The 16,563-nt window shown below is 71.2% G+C and carries 14 protein-coding genes; 3 read left to right on the top strand and 11 right to left on the bottom strand.

Annotated elements, in window-relative coordinates:
- Positions 1-281 precede the first annotated feature (281 nt).
- The 11 genes from FEZ32_RS05275 to FEZ32_RS05225 all read right to left on the bottom strand — a co-directional run bounded on the left by FEZ32_RS05275 (position 282) and on the right by FEZ32_RS05225 (position 12,688).
- Positions 282-1,763 (bottom strand): CoA-acylating methylmalonate-semialdehyde dehydrogenase, encoded by a 1,482-nt coding sequence (locus FEZ32_RS05275; RefSeq protein WP_097798106.1) that lies wholly within the window; start codon positions 1,761-1,763, stop codon positions 282-284.
- A 224-nt stretch (positions 1,764-1,987) separates the two neighbouring features.
- Positions 1,988-5,311 (bottom strand): LysM peptidoglycan-binding domain-containing protein, encoded by a 3,324-nt coding sequence (locus tag FEZ32_RS05270; protein ID WP_138680121.1) that lies wholly within the window; start codon positions 5,309-5,311, stop codon positions 1,988-1,990.
- The gene (locus FEZ32_RS05265) at positions 5,308-5,790 is read right to left on the bottom strand and encodes a TadE/TadG family type IV pilus assembly protein (RefSeq protein WP_244937959.1); all 483 of its coding nucleotides are present in this window, start codon (positions 5,788-5,790) and stop codon (positions 5,308-5,310) included. The genes FEZ32_RS05270 and FEZ32_RS05265 overlap by 4 nt, the downstream gene beginning before the upstream one ends.
- Before the next feature lie 2 nt (positions 5,791-5,792).
- Positions 5,793-6,104, bottom strand: a complete 312-nt coding sequence (locus FEZ32_RS13905; RefSeq protein WP_138680862.1) for a TadE/TadG family type IV pilus assembly protein — start codon at positions 6,102-6,104, stop codon at positions 5,793-5,795.
- A gap of 53 nt (positions 6,105-6,157) precedes the next feature.
- Positions 6,158-6,385: a hypothetical protein gene (locus FEZ32_RS13900; RefSeq protein ID WP_036980342.1), complete on the bottom strand. Its 228-nt coding sequence runs from the start codon at positions 6,383-6,385 to the stop codon at positions 6,158-6,160.
- 111 nt (positions 6,386-6,496) lie between these two features.
- Positions 6,497-7,399: a hypothetical protein gene (locus tag FEZ32_RS05250; protein ID WP_138680861.1), complete on the bottom strand. Its 903-nt coding sequence runs from the start codon at positions 7,397-7,399 to the stop codon at positions 6,497-6,499.
- Between the two features lie 52 nt (positions 7,400-7,451).
- Complete coding sequence (locus tag FEZ32_RS05245) at positions 7,452-8,402, bottom strand: type II secretion system F family protein (protein ID WP_138680120.1); 951 nt, start codon at positions 8,400-8,402, stop codon at positions 7,452-7,454.
- Positions 8,393-9,637 carry a TadA family conjugal transfer-associated ATPase gene (locus FEZ32_RS05240; RefSeq protein WP_175415810.1) on the bottom strand — a complete coding sequence of 415 codons (1,245 nt, stop codon included), beginning with the start codon at positions 9,635-9,637 and terminating at the stop codon, positions 8,393-8,395. The genes FEZ32_RS05245 and FEZ32_RS05240 overlap by 10 nt, the downstream gene beginning before the upstream one ends.
- 452 nt (positions 9,638-10,089) lie before the next feature.
- Positions 10,090-11,103, bottom strand: coding sequence for a hypothetical protein (locus FEZ32_RS13505; protein ID WP_175415729.1), 1,014 nt, complete (start codon positions 11,101-11,103; stop codon positions 10,090-10,092).
- Complete coding sequence (locus FEZ32_RS05230; RefSeq protein ID WP_244937918.1) at positions 11,103-11,867, bottom strand: SAF domain-containing protein; 765 nt, start codon at positions 11,865-11,867, stop codon at positions 11,103-11,105. Before FEZ32_RS05230 ends, FEZ32_RS13505 begins: the two co-directional genes overlap by 1 nt.
- A gap of 146 nt (positions 11,868-12,013) precedes the next feature.
- The gene (locus FEZ32_RS05225) at positions 12,014-12,688 is read right to left on the bottom strand and encodes a hypothetical protein (RefSeq protein ID WP_420809260.1); all 675 of its coding nucleotides are present in this window, start codon (positions 12,686-12,688) and stop codon (positions 12,014-12,016) included.
- A 164-nt stretch (positions 12,689-12,852) separates the two neighbouring features.
- Here FEZ32_RS05225 and FEZ32_RS05220 point away from each other — a divergent pair, with 164 nt between their 5' ends.
- The 3 genes from FEZ32_RS05220 (at position 12,853) to fumC (ending at position 16,503) form a co-directional block, all read left to right on the top strand.
- Positions 12,853-14,136: a chloride channel protein gene (locus FEZ32_RS05220; RefSeq protein WP_028702001.1), complete on the top strand. Its 1,284-nt coding sequence runs from the start codon at positions 12,853-12,855 to the stop codon at positions 14,134-14,136.
- A gap of 79 nt (positions 14,137-14,215) precedes the next feature.
- Positions 14,216-15,046, top strand: coding sequence for a hypothetical protein (locus FEZ32_RS05215; protein WP_127843492.1), 831 nt, complete (start codon positions 14,216-14,218; stop codon positions 15,044-15,046).
- Positions 15,047-15,096: 50 nt separating this feature from the next.
- Positions 15,097-16,503 (top strand): class II fumarate hydratase, encoded by a 1,407-nt coding sequence (fumC, locus tag FEZ32_RS05210; protein WP_028701999.1) that lies wholly within the window; start codon positions 15,097-15,099, stop codon positions 16,501-16,503.
- Positions 16,504-16,563 lie beyond the last annotated feature (60 nt).

Here is a 16,563-nt window from a genome sequence, read left to right as displayed (position 1 = left end):
TGACTGGTCCCTGTCGGCGTCACACCGCCAAGGTTCAACACTGACGGAGCCATCTCGTCCGCGGATGCAGGGAAAAGGCACGGATGCAGTGGAGCTCCACTGCATCCGTGCCTTTTGGCTGCCTCTGTGCGGTTTGGCTGCATCCGTGCCGCCGCTGGACCGGCCCCGCTCGGCGGTTTGGCTGCCTCTGTGCGGTTTGGCTGCATCCGTGCCGGGACGACACCTGGCCGAAGCCATCAGCCGGGACCGGTGCGGAACCGGCCCCGACTGAGTTCAGTAGGTCACTTGTTGTAGCGACCCTGCTTGTACTGGGCGGTGACCACCTTGCGGTGGGTGTAGAACTCCACGGAGTCCTTGCCGTTGGCGTGCAGGTCTCCGAAGAAGGAGTCCTTCCACCCGGAGAACGAGAAGTAGGCCACCGGGGCGGGCACACCGAGGTTGATGCCGAGCATGCCGGCGTCGATGTTCTCACGGAAGTAGCGGACCGCCGTCGCCGAGTCGGTGAACAGGCAGGCACCGTTGGCCAGGTGGTGGGAGTTGGCGAAGTCCACGGCCTCGGGCAGATCCTTGACGCGGATGATGTCGACCACCGGGGCGAAGATCTCGTCCTTCCAGATGCTCATCTCCTGGCTGACCCGCTCGAAGATGGTCGGACGGCAGAAGTAGCCGCCCTCGGGCACACCCTCGCGGCCGTCGAGGACCAGCTTGGCGCCGTCCTTGACGCCGTCCTCGATGTACTTGAAGGTGCGCTCCTGGTTCTCCTTGCGGATGACCGGCCCGAGGTAGTAGTCCTCCTCGTTCGTGTCGCCCATGTCGATGTCCTTGGCGGCCTGGGTGAACTTGGCGACGAACTCGTCGGCGACGGCGTCCTCGACGAGGATGACCGAGCCCGCCATGCAGCGCTCGCCGGCCGACCCGAAGCCGCCGGACAGCGACTTGGTGACGGCGTCGTCGATGTCGGCGTCAGACAGCACGATGGAGTGGTTCTTGGCACCGGTGAGCGCCTGGACCCGCTTGAAGTGAGCGGTCCCGTGCTCGTAGACGTAACGACCGACACCCTCGGAGCCGACGAAGGAGACCGACTTGACGGTCGGGTTCTCCAGCAGCTCGTTGACGACGTCCTTGGCCCCCTGGACGACGTTGAGGACACCGGCGGGAAGCCCGGCCTCCACCGTCAGGTCGATGATCTTGTTCATCAGGTTCGGGGTCTTCTCGGAGGGCTTGAGCACCATGGTGTTGCCACAGGCGATCGCCATCGGGAACATCCAGAACGGCACCATCATCGGGAAGTTGAACGGGCAGATGGCGGAGGTGACGCCGATCGGGTACCGGTAGTTGGTGACCTCGACGTCGGTCGCGACGGTCGACAGCGAGTCGCCCATCAGCAGGTTGGGGATGGAGGCGGCGTGCATGACATTCTCGATGCCACGGCCCACCTCGGCGACGGCCTCGGCGTGGGGCTTGCCGTTCTCCATGGTGATGATCGTGCCCAGCTCGTCCTTGTCGCGCTCCAGCAGCTGCTGAAGGGCGAACAGGATCTTGGCCCGCTTGATGACCGAGGTCTTGCCCCAGGTCTTGAACGCCTCGGCGGCGTTCTCGATGGCGGCGGCGGTCTCCTCGCGGGTGGCCAGCGGCACCCGGGCGATGATCTCTCCGGTGGAGGGGTTGGGAACATCGATCGACTCGGTGGAGGTGGACTCGACCCACTCCCCGCCGATGAAGTTCTTGATGGTCTTGACGGATGACGACTCAGCGCTACTCATGTCTGTTACCAGCTTCAATTGATGGGACAAATACTCTTGCGCAGAATCGAGTGTAGCTTGTCGTCACCCTATTGTCAGCTCGAACCCAGTAGTTGTCCTGACATGGCAGAATCTGACCGCCCCGGGACCCGAAGATGCCCCACATCGGCGGTGCCAACGGACCTCACACCGTCCGGGCACGGGGCCGGCCCCGACGATGGCGCTGGTTGTGGCGTCGCTGATGGTCACACCACTCGGGCCCTCGGCCGGCCCTCCATCACCTCCTGGAGCAGCACCACGGTCTCCTCCGACAGGTCGACGCCGAGCTTCCTGGCCCGGCGCGACAGCAAGTAGACCAGTCGTTCCACCTCGGAGCGCTCCCCCGCCAGATCGGCCAGTCGGATCCGGCAGACCAGGAGCTCCTCGTCCTCGGGGCAGCACACCAGGGCCCTGGCCAGGGCCAGCCGGGCGGTGTCGAGGTCCCCGCTGTCGATCGCGCGGCGGGCCAGTTCGATGCCGATGTCGCGGACCGTCTGCATCATCTCGACCCGCCACTCCTCGGCCCAGTGCCACTGTCCGGGGGCGGCGTCGGCCAGGGGTGCTCCGCGCACCAGATCCAGGGCGGCCCGAAGGTTGCGGTCCGCCGCCGCGGCGATTCCCCCGGAGATGAGCAGCTGGAGTCTCTCCCAGTCGGTTCCGACCGCCTCGTTCAGCCGGATCCTCCCGTCATAGGCGTCCGGCAGGTAGAGCCTGCCCTCGTCGTCGCGACCCAGCCACCTCCGCAGCCTGGAGGTGTTCGAGCGGCGGGTCGGTTCGGCGACCATCAGCCCCTCGCGCATCCGCGCCGAGCCCGACCCCGGATGGTCCAGGATCCAGGCGCAGTACTCGACGCACTGGCGCACGGACCTGGCCGGTTCGGGGCCCCTCGCCCCGATGAGATCGACCGGGCCGAGCAGCCTCAGCATCGGGGTGGCCGGTGTCCCGGTCTCGCCCTGATCGGGGTCCGGGACGTCGCTGCGGTGTGACACGGTGACCTCCCCGATGGTGCTGATGGTGGACTGGTGGGGTGCATCTGTGTGGGAATGGGATGGGCTGAACAGGGTTTGGCCGGAACTGGGAGGGCCGGACTCGGGTGGGTCGGGCTCGTCCGGGTCGGGACCGGGTGGGCCCTGTTCGGAGGGACTCCACGGGGGCGGACCGACCTGGTGCGGTCCGGGAGGCGCCTGCGGCAACTGATCGGGATGTGGCGTCTGGTCGGCAGGATCCTGGCTCTCCGGTCGCCCCGTGGCGGCATCGGGATCGTCGCCGTTCCACCACCGGGCCGGCTCGGTGTCGGTGCGCGATGTGGTGGCGACCAGATCGAGGACCCCACGGCGCACCGGCTCGCCGACGAGTTGGGCGGTGAACCTCAGATCGCCGAGTGTGGCGCTGCCGTCGGCGTGCACCCGGACCAGGTCCTCCCCCTCCAGCTCGGCGGAGTCGCCCGGGACAGGGCTCACGATGACAGTCCCGAAGCTGCGGATCAGCCGCGGATCGGGGAGTCCGACGGGGGCGACATCCATCACCAGGACCCGTTCCAGGACGGGCTGCTGCGGACCCACTGGATGGTGGGACGACACCAGGTCGGACAGATCTTCCAGGGCCTCGTCGTGGTCGACGATGGTGACGGCCTCGCTGCCGGTCCGGGCCAGCCAGGACAGCGAGTCACCGCAGGCGACCACCTCCAGACCCTCGCTCCACCAGGTGCAGGTGAGGCTCAGGGCGATCCCGGCGACCATCGCCCGGGCATCCTCAGGGGATCCCGCCACCCCGAACCACCCGGAGGTCGCGGCCAGATCCACCAGCACGGGCTCGTCCGCGTCGATCCCGCCGTCAGCCCGCTGGGCGTCGGGAGACCTGGTGCCGAGCACCACCGTCCCGGGGGTCATCTCGTGACTTCCGGAGGACGCCGGGTCGTCGCCGGGATCAGGGTCCGGCAGGGCCTCCGGCTCCGCGTCGGCCGCGGTGTCGAGGGCCGCCCGGAGGTGGGCGGCGTCCTCGCCGAGGACCGGAACCCGTCGACCCACCGGCCGGCTGAAGAGTTGACGTCGGCGTCCGGTGACCAGGGCGCCGGCGATCCCGCCGGCCAGAAAGAGGCTGAGTCCGGCCAGTGTCCCCCGGATGGGGGACACCGACACCCCGTCGTGGTCCCCGGACTCCGCCGACGAAGGGACTCCGGGGATCGACTGAGCGCTCCCGGTGGGCCCGGTTGACGCCTCCCCACCGCCGGTCCCGGCTTCCGGGTCCGCAGATCCGGCGTCCGGGGCCGCGGCACGGGAGGGGGCATCCGCGGCATCGGTTCCCGCGGCATCGGTGTCCGCGTCGCGGGAGGTCTCGGGCCCGGCGTCCCCGGAATCGGTGCTGTTCGGGGCAGCGTCGTCGGGTGCAGCGCTGCTCGGCGCGGGTGAGGGCGTCCCGCCAGCATCCCCGGCATCCTTTGAGGGCGGACTCTGCTTCGCCGGCGCGGTAACCGCCGGTATCCGCAGTCTCCAGCCGATGTCGATGAGGTCGGGGTCGGAGATCTGGTCGCGGTTGAGACTCCAGATCTCCGGCCACCGGTCGGCGTCGCCCAGATGGGTCTGGGCCAGTCCGCTGAGGGTGTCACCGGCGACCACGACGATCGTCGGTCCCTGCCGATCCCCGGTGGCCGGAAGGGCTCTCGCCGGTCGAGCGGTCGGCGGGGAGGCGGGCGCGGCCCCGGACGGGTCAGGGGTCGGCGCAGATCTGGTCTGGGCAGGGGTGGTCCCGGCCTGGACGCCGGGAATGAGGATGATCTGTCCGACCGGCAGGTTCGCCGGGTCAAGCCCCGGGTTGCCAGCCACGATCCGCCGCCAGGCGGTGCCGTCCCCGTACCAGTGCTCGGCCAGCGACCACATCGAGTCCTGAACCGTCACGCGGTGCCAGACCCCCGCGCGGCTCTCGGAGGAGTGGCCGGCGGGTTGGGCGAGACGCGAGTCCGATCGTCCCATCGACGCCCGCTGGACGACCTCCTCGGACGCCGTCCCCGACGTCCCCACGGAGAGAGCCTCAGATGATCTGTCCCAGGTCCTCCCCGACGCCGTCCCCGACGTGTTCTCGGACCCCGCGGTCCGGTCCTGGGCGGGGGAGTCGTCAACGGGCAGGGTCCTGCTGATCGCGGCTGGCTGGCCGGTCGACGTCGCGGGTCCCACCGGGGCGATCAGGGCGATGCTGGCGACCAGCAGTCCGGCAGCCAACCCCTGGACCTGACCGAGGCCGGGCACCCGCATCCGGACCCGCGACCCGCTGGCCAGATCCACCGCCTCCACCAGCACGCAGACCGTGAAGACCAGCCATGCCGCCCACCCGACGAGGGTGGCCAGGCCGAGCAGGACCGAGCCGTCGTCGGGTGCGGTCAGTCGCGCCAGACTCAGCCCCCGCAGCTCCCCGATCCGACCCCAGACCGTCAGGGCGGCCGGTGACCCGAGGACCAGGGCGACCAGCAGGGCGGTGGAGGCGAGTCCGCGCAGCACCCTGCCGACGTCCTTCCGCAGATGACCCGATGTGCTCATGATCCGCGCTCCCTGTGACTGTCGACCGGGGCCGAGGCCTGTGCCGAGATGTGGATGCTGCCCGGCAGCCCGGGCACCAGGAGGTCGGACATCGCCACGGTGCAGCCGATCCGGGCGCTCACCGTTCCGGACTCTCCGACCGGGACCCCCAAACCCGAGGGGTTGATCGAGACGCTGGCCTCACGGCACCGGGTGCCGGCCAGCTCCGCCCTGGCGATCGCGGTCCCAGAAGCCAGTCCGCTGGCCGGACCGGCTGCCACCGAGACGGCGCGGGCCGCCGTCTCGGCAGCGGACTGGGCGTCCCCGCGCGCCTGGTGGACCCGCCACGATGCGGCGGTCAGCGCCGCCAGGATGAGCAGGGCCGGGACCAGCAGGGCCACCTCGAGGCTCACCGCACCGCGCTGACGGTCGGCCGCAGGCCGGCGCGCGAGGGTGCGGGACGCCGGGGAGACCAAGGTGGTCATCGGGAGGACCAGCATGATCACGTTCCCTCCCTGACGGCCACGGCACCGGCGGACAGATGGACCGACCCGGCGTCGAGGAAGAACGGCGCCCGGCCGGTGACCTCGGCGCGCAGCAGACCGTCGCCCTCGCTGATCCTCACGCTGATCTCGCGGACCCCGGAGGGGGAGGCGACCTGGCGGGCGGCACTCAGGGCGTCGCCGGGGCGCGACCCGACCAGAGCCTCGGCGCGCACCGCGGCCCGGGCCGCCTCGGTGACGGCCGAGCGGGCCTGCATGATCACCGCCGCCTGGACGATGCCGATCACCGCGAGGATCACCACCGGCCACACCAGGGACCACTGCACCGACTCCGAGAGTCCGCGCTCCCGGCGGGCCGAGGCCCTCAGCCGGGCAGATTGGACTGGACGTACCTGGTGACGGCGGTGATGACGATGGTCGCCACCGCGACCGCTCCGACCAGCAGGATGGCGTTCTCGGTGGACTGGCTGAGGCCGCGCTCCCCGGTGCGTCTCGGGGCCGGCCACAGGCCCGCGAGGATCGGCATCAGGACCGCCATCAGGCGGGCCCGCTGGGACCGGAGTCGGGGAAGGGATGACTGGGGACTGCTCATGATGTGCTCCTGAGGTGTGGTGACGGGCGGTCGAGGAAACGGATCGGGCGGCGGACAGGGGGCGGGAACGGGTGAGCGTCCTTGTGGGGTCGGGATGGAGAAGAGATGTGATCATGGCGCCACTCCCGACAGACTCAGCAGGGGCGGGGTGAGCAGCACCAGGCCGAGGACCAGCACCGGGACGACCATCCACACGGTCATCGACTCGGAGACCTGATGGGCGGCGAGCTTCTCCTGGGTGAGATGGGCGTCTCGCATCTCGGCGGCCCGGGCTCTGAGGGTGGCGACCAGGGAGGCGCCCTGGTCGTCGAGGGTGAGCACCTCGACGAGATCGCCGAGTCCGGGCAGGTCGAGCTCCCTGGAGAGTCGTTGCAGACCGGCCCAGGGCGCCTGCTGCTCCAGCCGGGAGCGTTCCAGGCTGGTGCGGATCCGCACCATCACCGGGTGGTCGCTGATCTGGGAGGCCTCCAGCACCGCCCGGGAGGCCGACTGGTTGGCCAGCCGGGAGAGGGTCACGAGGTCGACGAAGGTGAGCACCGCTTCGGCGGCGTCCTGATGGACCGCCTTCTGCTCCGACCGCAGTCTCAGATCGGGAAGGAACCACCCGCCCACCCCCAGCACCAGACTCAGCAGGACCGGCGTCACCGGGAGGGCCATGCCCATCAGCTGGGCCGACACCTGGGCGATCAGCGGCACCATCAGCCCGCCCAGCGCCCAGACCGACTTCTCCACCAGCAGGTCACCGACCGACCGCCCCTGCAGGGACAGCACCCGTCTGGTCCGCTCCGGGACCGCGCCGATCCGCCGGGTGGCCAGCCAGGCACCGAACCGGTCCAGGCGCCCGGCGTCGGCAGGCAGGTCGACCACCGGCTCGCCGGGGTCCTCGCCGGACAGGTGCGCCAGGCCGTCCGACAGCCGCACCGGGGCGGGCCGGCGTCCCGCCCAGATGAGCAGCGGCGCGCAGGCCAGGGCGGAACCGGCGACCAGGGCGAGCATCAGGGAGGGCATCGCCAGCAGTGCGGCGAGCATGGCAGCGGTCGACAGGGGCGGCGCCGGGGCGGTGGGATCAGGCATCGCCGACCTCCTCGGTGTGCCCCGGGCCGCCGTGCGGACCGGAACCGCGTCCGCCCAGCGACCGTGGAGCGGGCCCGACGGCCGCCCGCACCAGGATCCGCTCCCGGTGCCGCGGCCGGGAGCGCCTGGCCAGCACCACCAGGGCCCCGGCGTAGGCGGCGGCGTAGAGGCACAGCAGCAGCTGTCCGAGCAGGGAGGAGTAGGGGGCGAAGAAGTCGCGGCCGACGATGATCGCGGCACCGAGCACCACACCGATCACCGCGGTGACCTGCCGCACCACGATCCGCGGCTTGGCCCGCTCGGTGGCGATCTCGCGCATCGCCCGGGCGCGCTCCTGCAGGGAGCCGGCCAGGGCGCCGAGGGTGGCCGATGCGCCGGTGCCACCCCGTTCGGCGGCGATCACCACCGCGGCGACCACCTGATCGGCGTCGGCGGAGTCCAGGTCGTCGGCGAACCGCTGGAGGGCGGGTCTGGGACCCCACCGGGAGTCCAGCCGGCTCACCAGGGCGGCCAGTGGTTCGGCGAGCACCTCGGGGGCCTGGCCGCGGGTGGCACGGATGGCGTCGACCACCGACTTCCCGGTGGTCGCCGAGCCGGCCACCAGACGCACCCAGCGCTCCAGGCCGCGCAGCTTCTCCAGTTCGGTCTCGGGGGGATCGGCGAGCAGCGGGGGAAGCCCGATCAGCACCGCCGGAACCAGGATCAGACCGATCGGCCACCCCGTGATCAGATAGCAGACGACCCCACCGGCGACACCGGTGATCCACCGGATCCCAGCGGCCCGTGGGGCCGTTCGCCAGCTCTTGTCCACCCGTGTCCACAAGCCTGTGGACATCCCTGTGGATAACTTTCTCGGTCGGGGGATCGCGCCGATCAGCACCATCGCCATTCCACCGGTGATCATGGCCGCCAGCAGGGCGGCGCCGAATGCGTTCATGCCCATCCCCCGATCTCCGGCTCCACGACGGCCAGCTCGGCCAGCAGCTCCGGATCAGGGTGGAAGACCGCCGCAGAGCCGACCCCGACCGTCCCGCCGATCCCTCCCGGACTCCCCTGGGAACCCCGCAGACCAGGCGCTGAGTAGGTGAGATGGGTGATCGGACGGCCCTCCTCGACGGCCCCGGTGAGCTGTCTGATCTCCGAGATGAAGCGCCTTCGGGTGCCCTGCCGCCAGGTGTCGTCGACCAGCACGACATGGACCAGCAGGGTGATGTTGTGGGCGATCTGGCGGTAGGCCTCCTCCATGGTGAGCACTCCGCCCTGGGCGACCCGGGCCGCCAGCCGGTCCATCGTCGAGGAGGCCGAGTGGGAGTGGGTTGTGGACAACGTCCCGGCTCCGGTCTGCATCGCCTCGAACATGGCGCCGGCCTCGCTGCCCCGCACCTCCCCGATCACCAGCCGGGAGAGGTTCTGGCGCAGCGCCTCGGGCACCAGGTCGGCCACCGTGTACTCCCCCAGGGTCCGGCCGTCGACCTGCTCGCCCAGACCCACGGTGGCCTGCAGGGCGATCATGTTGCGCTGCTCGGCGTGCAGATGGGTGAGCAGCTCGTAGTCGGTCTCCAGGGTGCCGAACCGCTCGGTGGGCGGAATCGCATCGACCAGGGCCCTCAGCAGGGTGGTCTTCCCGGCACCTTGATCCCCAGAGATCACGATCGAGCGGCGGGCCCGCACCGCCGCCCTCAGCAGCACGGCGACCTGGCGGGGCATCATCCCGCCGGCGGCCAGGTCGTCGAGGGTGATCTCGGTGAGGGTGTGGTGGCGGATCACGATCGAGGGCCGGTGGGCCAGCCCGAAGCCGATCGCGTGGAGCCGGTAGCGGTCGCCCAGGGCCACGGTCACGGTCGGGTGGGCGTCGTCGAAGGGCCGCGGCGGGCTGGCGGACTCCCCCAGGAAGCGGATCGCCTCGACCAGCTCCTGGTCGGAGTCGGCGACCGGGGGCTGAGTCTCCCGGTGACCGTCCGGGAACTGCACGAGCACCCGGTCGCAACCGTTGATCTCGATGTTCTCGGCGTCGGGGATCTCGAACAGGGGCTGCAGCCTGCCGTAGCCGAAGATCGCGTCGGCCACGACCCGGACGTGGCGCATCTCGATCTCCAGGGACCACAGGGCCTCGCCGGTGGTGGTGAGGCGCTCGGCGTGATCATGGACCACCTGCCGGATGACAGCGTCCCCGAGCAGCCTCAGGTCCTCGGCCTCCAGATCGGTCCCGAACCGTTCGCGGTGATCGGCGCGCTCCCGGCTGATCCGTTCGCTGGCCTCGCGGCGCAGCCGCACCACCAGCCCCCAGTCCACCCCGTCGTCTCCGCCCGCGGCAGTGCCGGTGAGGGCGGGACGCCGACGGGTCCAGCCCGGCGTCCCGGAGGTCACCGGAAGAGTGGAGACGTCGGAGGGGCTGAGGCGCCGGGCCCCGCGATCCTCCCCATCGGTCGATGAACGCCGTGTCGAGAGAGAGTCGCCGGGGAGAGGGTCGGGGAGAGGCGAGAGAGGGTCGTGCGGGAGGGTGGTCCGGGCGGCCTCCGGGGTCCCGATCGCCATCCGCCCGAGGGCCGCCGCCAGGCCCTGCTCGCCCCGGTCGTCGGGCTCGGGCCGAGGGTCGCGCGCGGGAAGGTCGGCCAGACGCCGTGGCAGGGTCATGTCGCCTCCTCGGCGCCGGCCCCGGGCTCCTCGAGGAGCTCGGGATCGACGAGACCTGCGTGCCTGGCCATCTGCCGGTGCAGGACCGATGCCCCGTGGCGAAGCGAGGAGACGTAGCGGCCCCGGCCCCAGCCGCGCGGCAGCGATCCGGAGGTGATGCCGACGCCGTCTGAGAGCACCGCCGCGGCCCGCGGGTCCTCCGCGACCTCGGCGAGCACGGGCAGCCCGAACTGGCGGCGGATCTCGTGGGCGGAGTAGGGGTGTCCGGCGCCGATCAGTACCAGCCCGACGGTGGCGGTGGTGCCAGCGACCAGGGCATCGATCCGGTCGCGGTGCAGACTCAACCCGGCCAGGGAGCGCAATCCGGCCCGCACGACGACCGCCAGCAGGCCGGAGCGGGCCACCAGGTCGCCCGGCAGGCCGATACCTGCGGCCCCGCCGGCACCCGATGGCGCCCGTCCCAGATCGACGATGACGTCGACCCCGGCCTGGTCCAGTTCGACCAGGGAGGTCGACAGAGCCGGCCAGACCGCCTGGAAGAGGGAGGGCTGGGCGGGATGGCCGAACCCCGGCAGGAGGTGGGCCGGCTCCCCGCCCCCGTCACGGGCCGCCTCACTGTTCCCGTCACCGTCACCGTCGCGGTCGACGCCTTCACCGATCGGCTCCACCGCCGCCGTCCCGGCAGTGCGGGAGGAGACAGTGCGGGAGGACACAGGGCGGGAGAAGGCAGGACGGGAGGAGCGCGCGAGATCCTCGGGTCGGGGAAGATCGATCAGCTGGGACCAGAGGGCGGCGGTGAGGTCACCTCCCTGCCGGTGCACCCGGGCCAGCTCCGGAAGTCCGCCGCCCGCCCGACCGCGCCCCCCGAGGTAGCCGGCCTCCACGGCATGGCAGGGATGCGGGTCGGCGTCGACCAGGACCACCTCGCGGGGCCACCACAGGGCCAGCCCGAGAGCGGTCGAGGTGACGCCGGGAGCCCCGGCGGCGCTGGTGAGCAGCAGGACGGCCATCAGCTCCCCCTCACGATCACCGCGACCCGGTCGCGGGCCGCCAGATCGGCGATGACCGCCGCATCGGCCTGCAGGACCTCGACGTCCAGCAGCCAGCTGGACCGGTCCTCGGCGCGCACCGGGGCCCTCGAGACCACCGCGTCGATGGTCCTGGGAACCGTCCCGGTGGACGGCCCGCCGGCGGCCGGACTGCTCTGCCCCGAGGGGCTGCCGGTCTCTGCGGAGGTGGCATCGCCGGTCACCTCGACGATGGTGATCCGGGTACCGGCGGGCATCGGCTCGGTGGGGACCCGGCCGGCGGCCAGTTTGAGACCAACGTGGGCGCGACCGGCGGCGACCGGCAGGTCCCCGACCGAGCGGCTGCCCGGCAGGCTGCCGCGGGGCAGATCCACCACCGCCCGCCGTCCGATCAGGCTGTCGAGACGGGAGGCCGGCAGGGTGTCCACCTGGTCGGGTACCGAGATCGAGGCGACCGCGATGTCGCCGTGGCGCAGTTCCTCGCCGCGGGCGACGTCGCGGGTCATCACCAGCACCGACTGGGACTGGCTCGCCTGGGTCCAGGCGAAGGCCCCGCCCAGGGCGCCGAGCACGGCGCACAGCACCCCGGCGACGATGAGCATCGGGGAGCGACGGTTCGGCAGCGCCGTGCCGCGACGGGGCGCGCCACGATGGTCGGGTGCGGGAGCCTGCCCGGCGTCACCTCCCGGGCGTCCGCCAGCTCCTCCGCGCGGTGCGGAGGTGCGGTGTCCGGTCCGGGTCGACATGCCCAGAAAAGTAGACAGACGCGCACATGGAGCTCAAGGAGACGTCACCGAATCTGTGGACAACTCGGCGCAATGCCCAACCCGTCACATTTTCGCGGGGTTGTCCACAGGCCGGCGGGCGGCCTGCCGGGTCGGATCACTCCCGCTCAGAGCAGGTGGACGGTGCCCTGGAGGGTCCAGCTGAGGCTGGCGTCCTCACTGCCCGAGTCGTCGCTGACCACCACCGCGGCACTGATCTGCAGCAGCTCGGCCCGCTCGTAGGGGGCGTTCTGGCCCACCATGAAGGAGGCCCCCGGTGCCAGCACATAGGGCGGCCGGGCGGTCCCCTCGCTGAACGGTGTGGTGGACAGCTTGTAGCGGGCCATCAGCGCCGGGGCGCGCACCCCGGTCAGACCCTGGGCCCACGGCCAGTCGGGGTACCGGGTGGTGATGCTCACCGTCCCGATACCCAGGCTGATCGGGTCGCTGGAGATATTGGTGACGACATAGCGCAGCAGCACGATCCGGTCGCCCTTGGCGATCACCGGCCTGCCGTCGGCCGGGTCGACCATCACCGAGTTGTGCGGCGAGGGGGCCGTGGCGACCTGGTAGACGGTGATCCGGATCCGCTTGTCGGAGACCTCACCGAGCCGGGTGCCGGTGCTGGTCACCGGGAGCGCCCAGTCGGCGTCGACCCAGAGTCCGTCGTGGGAGACGGTGGGCGAGGGGGTGGCCGCCACCGGCGTCTGGACGGCGGAGGTGCCGCAGCCGACGGTGGCCAGCGCCAGCAGCGCCGCCATCGCCACCGCCAGTGGTCGCCACCGCGATCCACCTCTGCGCAGGCTCACTCCATGCTCCCCGATCCGACCGTCGAACACCCCCTGGTGCCGTTCTGGCTCGTTGCCGGCCATCGTCCTCCAGTGTGCCCCCTCACCGCATCCCGCGCACGATCGATCACAGGGGAGGGGATGTCGGGGACCCGGGCGCGAACGGTACGGTTCCAGACGTGTCCCGTGGCCTGCGCATCGTTCTTGCCGTCCTCCTCGCAGGCCTGACGGCCGGCGCGGCGGGGGGCCTGCTGAGCCTGCTCAACGTCGGGATCGAGACCCTCGCGATGGGTCACCACTACTTCGTCGACCCCACCGGGGTGAGCACCGTCCCGCTCTGGCGTCGGATCACCGTGCCTGTCATCGGGGGCGCGCTGGCAGGCCTGATCTGGTGGCGGCTGAGACGGCGCGGCCCGATCACCTCGGTGAACCAGGCGGTGCGGGTGGACTCCCCCGGCAGACTCGCCCCCGACACCGTGACAGACGCCGTCGCCCAGCTCATCGCGGTGGGCTCGGGCACCTCGCTGGGACGCGAGACGGCACCCCGCCAGATCGCCGGTTTCCTCGGACAGACCGTCTCGAACCGGTTCAGGCTTGGCCCGGAGGGACGACGGACCGTCATCGCCGTCGCCTCGGCGGCCGGTCTGTCGGCGGTCTACAACGTCCCGGTGGCCGGTGCCTGCTACGCCCTGGAGCTCATTCTCAAGTCCGATCTGCGCACCCGGCGGGGCTGGCTGGAGGTGTTGGCGGCCGCTGTCGTCTCGGGTCTGGCGACCGTCACCGCCTGGCTGTTCAACCACAACCATCCGATCTACCGGCTTCCCGGGGTGTCGCTGAGGATGCCGCCGGTGTGGTGGCTGGCGGTTGTCGCGGTGCTCTGCCTCGTGGTGGGGGCGGCCTTCGGCTGGACCAATGACCTCGCCAAGGACCACGCCCCCGCCGCGAGCCGGGTCTGGTGGGCGGTTCCGCTGGGATCGGCCCTGGTCACCGCGATCGCCCTGGTGGTCCCCCAGGTGCCGGGCAACGGCCAGATCGTCGTCCAGGCGGTGCTCACCCCGCCGGCCCTGGTGGGCGGCGCCCTGATCGGCGGGGTGCTGTTGATGGCGGCGGCCAAGTGGCTCGCCACCCACCTGGCGCTGCGGCTGGGGGCCAGCGGCGGTCTGCTCACCCCGGCCCTGGCGGTCGGAGCCTGCCTGGGTGCGGCGGTCGCGATGGCCTCGGGTCACCGCAGCGCCTCGGAGATCACGGTGCTCGCGGTGGTCGGAGCGGCCTGTCTGCTGGCCGTCACCCAACGGGCGCCGCTGTTCGCCGCCGCCTTCGCCCTGGAGCTGGTCAAGGCCCCTCCGGCGGTGACCGCCTCCGCGCTGATCGGGGTCGGCCTCACCTGGTTCCTCCGTCTGGCGGTCATTCGGGGGTGGGCGCACCGGCGGACCGGACGGCTGGGGACCCCGCCGAGCAGCTGACCCGGGCGCTGAGCTGACAGGAGGGACGCTGGGCTGACAGGACGGGTCCGAGGGGGACGAGGACCCGTAGACTCGGGCCATGGCGGGAAAAAGACCGAACACCTCGAGATCCCGACAGTTGACGACCTCCCTCGTCTTCTGCGTGGCCGTCTTCATGGTCATGGCCAGACCATCGGCGGCGGTCATCATCCCGATCATCATCGGCGCGATCGTCGTGGTCGGCGTGGTGAGCGCTCTGACCGCAGGTCGCAGATCGACACAGCGGTCGACTCCCCCGGGCCAGTCCTCCGCCCCGCAGCTCTCCCAGTACCAACAGGCGGGGTACCAGCCCTTCACCAGTGATCAGTCCGTCCAGCAGCCCCGGTCCGACCGGGCCTCCGGCGATCGAGGCAGTCAGACCAAGCAGAGCATCCTCGAACAGCTCGTCCAGCAGGTGGCATCGGTGGGCGTCGACCCCGCGTTGTCGCAGCCCACGACGGTGCAGAGGCGTGGGACGCTCCCCGGCGCCCGGGCCCGCACCTCCCAGGTCCACGCCCCGGCCGGAGCCTCCCAGCCGGCACCCTCCCAGCCGGCGGCCGCCCCGGCACCGGCCCCCGGCTCCGAGATCGACCTGTCGGACGCCCGGTCGCGGATGCAGCCCGGCTCCGACATCCGCTTCGACGACCTGGGCCTGCCGGCGTCGAGGAGGTCCGGCGAGCGTCGTCCGGCAGCCGGCCGGGTCCCCGCGTCCGGAACCCGTGGCGCGGACCGCCCCGCCGGTTCCAGCGCCATCACCGACTCGCTGGCCTCCCCGAGCCTGCTGGGGTCCAGCCTCACGTCGTCCTCCCTGATCGGCTCGGGGAGTTCCCTGATGGCACACTCCCTCGCGCCGTCGACCACCCGGACCGGCAGCGACCGGACCTCCCGCTGAGAGCCTCCCCGACCGTCTGAGGGCCGGTGCCCGCCAGTAGGCTGAGGCCCATGGCAGAGATGCGTGAAGAGAAAGACAGCATGGGCACGATCGAGGTGCCTGCCGATCACTACTGGGGGGCCCAGACGGAGCGTTCCCTCCACAACTTCGAGATCGGGCGCGACACCTTCGTGTGGGGTCGCGACATGATCCGCGCCCTGGGGACCCTCAAGAAGGCCGCCGCCGAGGCGAACAAGGAGCTCGGAGAGCTGCCGGGCGACGTCGCCGACCTCATCGTCAAGGCCGCTGACGAGGTCATCGCGGGCAAGCTCGACGCCGAGTTCCCGCTGGTGGTCTTCCAGACCGGTTCGGGCACCCAGTCGAACATGAACACCAACGAGGTGATCTCCAACCGCGCCATCGAGATCGCCGGGGGCCAGAAGGGGTCCAAGACCCCGGTCCACCCCAATGACCACGTCAACCGCGGTCAGTCCTCCAACGACACCTTCCCGACCGCCATGCACATCGCGGTCGTCACCCAGATCAACGAGCGGCTGTACCCGGCCGTCACCCAGCTGCGCAACACCCTGGACGACAAGGCCAAGCAGTACGACGACGTCGTGATGGTCGGACGCACCCACCTGCAGGACGCCACCCCGATCCGGCTCGGTCAGGTCATCTCCGGCTGGGTCGCCCAGCTCGACTTCGCCCTGGACGGGATCCGCTACGCGGACTCCCGGGCCCGTGAGCTCGCCATCGGCGGCACCGCGGTGGGCACCGGCCTCAACGCCCACCCGAAGTTCGGCGTCACCGTCGCCAAGCACGTCACCGAGGAGACCGGCCTGGAGTTCACCCAGGCGGCCAACCTGTTCGCCGCACTGAGCGCCCATGACGCCCTGGTGCAGGTGTCGGGATCCCTGCGGGTGCTCGGCGACGCGCTGATGAAGATCGCCAACGACGTCCGCTGGTACGCCTCCGGCCCGCGCAACGGCATCGGCGAGCTGCTCATCCCCGAGAACGAGCCCGGCTCCTCGATCATGCCCGGCAAGGTCAACCCGACCCAGTGCGAGGCCATGACGATGGTCGCCACCCGGGTCTTCGGCAATGACGCCACGGTCGGCTTCGCCGGCTCCCAGGGCAACTTCCAGCTCAACGTGTTCAAGCCCGTGATGGCCCACGCCTGCCTGGAGTCGATCCGGCTGCTGTCCGACGCCTGCGTGTCCTTCGACAAGCACTGCGCCTACGGCATCGAGCCGAACATGCCCAAGATCAAGGAGAACCTGGACAAGAACCTCATGCAGGTGACTGCCCTGAACCGCCACATCGGTTACGACCTGGCCTCCAAGATCGCCAAGAACGCCCACCACAAGGGGATCTCGCTGCGCGAGTCGGCCCTGACGGTCGGCGAGATGTCTGCCGCGGACTTCGACAAGTGGGTCGTCCCGGCCGACATGACCCACCCCTCGGCCGCCGAGTGAGGCGCGGCTGAACCCCGGCCTCGAGCACACTTCTGGCCCGGTCGGCGGACGCACATCCTG

This window comes from Acidipropionibacterium jensenii (assembly GCF_005890135.1).
In the GTDB taxonomy this organism is placed as follows: Bacteria; Actinomycetota; Actinomycetes; order Propionibacteriales; family Propionibacteriaceae; genus Acidipropionibacterium; species Acidipropionibacterium jensenii.
Note: the sequence above shows the minus strand (reverse complement) of the source record. Positions and strands in the feature narration are given on the sequence as shown.

Excerpts from the sequence above, each read along its gene's own strand:
- FEZ32_RS05275 (WP_097798106.1), bottom strand. The coding sequence starts at position 1,763 with ATGAGTAGCGCTGAGTCGTCATCCGTCAAGACCATCAAGAACTTCATC.
- FEZ32_RS05270 (WP_138680121.1), bottom strand. The coding sequence starts at position 5,311 with ATGAGCACATCGGGTCATCTGCGGAAGGACGTCGGCAGGGTGCTGCGC.
- FEZ32_RS05265 (WP_244937959.1), bottom strand. The coding sequence starts at position 5,790 with ATGCTGGTCCTCCCGATGACCACCTTGGTCTCCCCGGCGTCCCGCACC.
- FEZ32_RS13900 (WP_036980342.1), bottom strand. The coding sequence starts at position 6,385 with ATGAGCAGTCCCCAGTCATCCCTTCCCCGACTCCGGTCCCAGCGGGCC.
- FEZ32_RS05245 (WP_138680120.1), bottom strand. The coding sequence starts at position 8,402 with ATGGGCATGAACGCATTCGGCGCCGCCCTGCTGGCGGCCATGATCACC.
- FEZ32_RS13505 (WP_175415729.1), bottom strand. The coding sequence starts at position 11,103 with ATGGCCGTCCTGCTGCTCACCAGCGCCGCCGGGGCTCCCGGCGTCACC.
- FEZ32_RS05230 (WP_244937918.1), bottom strand. The coding sequence starts at position 11,867 with ATGTCGACCCGGACCGGACACCGCACCTCCGCACCGCGCGGAGGAGCT.
- FEZ32_RS05215 (WP_127843492.1), top strand. The coding sequence starts at position 14,216 with ATGGCGGGAAAAAGACCGAACACCTCGAGATCCCGACAGTTGACGACC.
- fumC (WP_028701999.1), top strand. The coding sequence starts at position 15,097 with ATGGCAGAGATGCGTGAAGAGAAAGACAGCATGGGCACGATCGAGGTG.